This is a genomic window from Mitsuaria sp. TWR114 (assembly GCF_007997345.1).
Genome location: NZ_VOSR01000835.1, coordinates 1 through 2,159 on the forward strand (window position 1 = coordinate 1; position 2,159 = coordinate 2,159).

The window sequence follows — 2,159 nt, forward strand, 5'->3', positions numbered from 1 at the left end:
GCCGGGCAGGTCCAGCGCCCGCGTCGAGCGGTCGTAGGCGGCGCGGGCCTGCTCGGCGGACAACTCGTGCAGCGCCGGGCCGTCGGCGTTCGCGGCGTTGACCAGGTCGAGGAAGGCTTCCAGATCGGGATGCAGGGGCATGGCTGAGCCGCCGGCGCGGGGCGGATTCGTTGCGGGAAGGGCGCCATCACGCGCCTGCAGGTAAGACGTCCGTCCCGCGCGCTTGTTCATGGGCGGTCGTCGTCGGCGCCACCTTTGCGCGGCGCGAGCCATGAACAAACCCGCCGCCGGATCGTCTACCCGGTAGGACCTCACCCGTTCGCCGCGCCGCTGGCCCGGCGGCTGAAAGACCGCGCTGATGAACACTGCTCCTGGCACCCCGGCTGGCGATTTGCCGGGCCCCGCTCCCGGCAAGGCCGGCGAAGTCTCCGGACTCCTGAAGCCCTTCCTGCCCTGGCTGGCCTTCTCCGCGGTGACCGGCGTGGCCGCCGGCGCGGCGACGGTGGCGCTGCTGGGCACGATCAACGCGGTGCTGAACCGGCCCGGCGGCATGGCCGGCGGGCTGCTGCTGACCTTCGTGGCGCTGTGCGCGATCGCGCTGATGGGGCGCGCGGCGTCCAGCATGAGCACCAACCTGGTCGGCCAGCGGCTGGTGGCGCAGGTGCGCAAGAGCCTGGCGCGCAAGATCCTGGCCGCGCCCATCGATGCCCTCGAGCGCTACCGCACCCACCGCCTGATGCCGGTGCTGACCGGCGACGTGGACATGATCAGCGACGCCGCCTTCGTGCTGTCCTCGGCGCTGATCGCGCTGGCGATCACGCTGGGCTGCCTGGGCTACCTGGCCTGGCTGTCACCGGCGCTGTTCGGGCTGCTGCTGGTGGCCCTGGTCGTGGGCGTGGGCGTGCAGACCTGGGCCCAGGCGCGCGGCATCAAGGGCTTCCACAAGGCCCGCGACGCCGAGGAGCAGCTGCACAAGGCCTACCGCGCCATCAGCGACGGCGCCAAGGAACTGCGCATGCACCGCGCGCGCCGCGCCGGCATGTACGGCGGACAGATCGAGGGCACGGTCGACCGCATCCGCGAGATCAACTGGCGCGCGATCAACACCTACGTGCTGGCGACGGCCTTCGGCTCGGCGCTGTTCTTCCTGCTGATCGCGCTGATCCTGGGCTGGGCGGCGCTCAGCACGATGCCGCCGCCGGTGCTCAGCGGCTTCGTGCTGGTGCTGCTGTTCCTGAAGGGCCCGCTGGACCAGATCGCCGCGGCGGTGCCGGGCATCGGCCGGGCGCGGGTGGCCTTCCAGCGCATCGCGGACATGTCGGCGCGCTTCGCCACGCCCGAGCCCTTCCTGGACCTGGACCAGCCCGGCGAGCCGGCCAGGCTGGCCGAGTCGATCGAGCTGCGCGGCGTGCGCTACGGCTTCCCGGCGCCCGACGGCGGCGAGGCCTTCGTGCTCGGGCCGGTGGACCTGACGCTGCGGCGCGGGGAGATGGTGTTCGTCGTCGGCGACAACGGCTCGGGCAAGACCACGCTGGTCAAGCTGCTGCTGGGGCTGTATGCGCCGCAGCAGGGCCAGGTGCTGGCGGACGGCCGGCCGGTGACCGACCAGACCCGCGACCACTACCGCCAGCTCTACACGACGGTGTTCTCGGACTTCTACCTGTTCGAGGACCTGGCCGCCGAGGCCGGGCAGGGCGGCAGCCTGCCGCAGCGCGCGCTGCCCTACCTGCAGCGGCTGGAGATCGCGCACAAGGTGTCGGTCAAGAACGGCGCGTTCAGCACGGTGGACCTGTCGACCGGCCAGCGCAAGCGCCTGGCGCTGGTGCATGCCTACCTGGAGGGCCGCCCGGTGCTGGTCTTCGACGAGTGGGCGGCCGACCAGGATCCGACCTTCCGCCACCTCTTCTACACGGAGCTGCTGCCGGAGCTGCGCGACAAGGGCCACCTGCTGATCGTGGTCTCGCACGACGACCGCTACTTCCACCTGGCCGATCGCGTGATCCGCATGGCCCACGGCCGCATCGTCGAGGGCGCGGCGCCCGCGTCCCGGCCGGAACGCACGGCCGCGGCGGCCTGAGCCTCCGCCCGACCCTCAGCCCTGCGCCAGCGCCTGGACCTGGGCGGTGCTCAGCGCGCCGCCGTAGATCCGGAAGTCCTGC

At 72.4% G+C, this 2,159-nt stretch carries 1 protein-coding gene; it reads left to right on the forward strand.

The window, feature by feature from the left end; translation table 11 throughout:
* Positions 1-358: 358 nt before the first annotated feature.
* Positions 359-2,077: a cyclic peptide export ABC transporter gene (locus FUT87_RS24725; protein WP_147242712.1), complete on the forward strand. Its 1,719-nt coding sequence runs from the start codon at positions 359-361 to the stop codon at positions 2,075-2,077.
* Positions 2,078-2,159: the final 82 nt, after the last annotated feature.

Excerpts from the sequence above, each read along its gene's own strand:
- FUT87_RS24725 (WP_147242712.1), top strand. The coding sequence starts at position 359 with ATGAACACTGCTCCTGGCACCCCGGCTGGCGATTTGCCGGGCCCCGCT.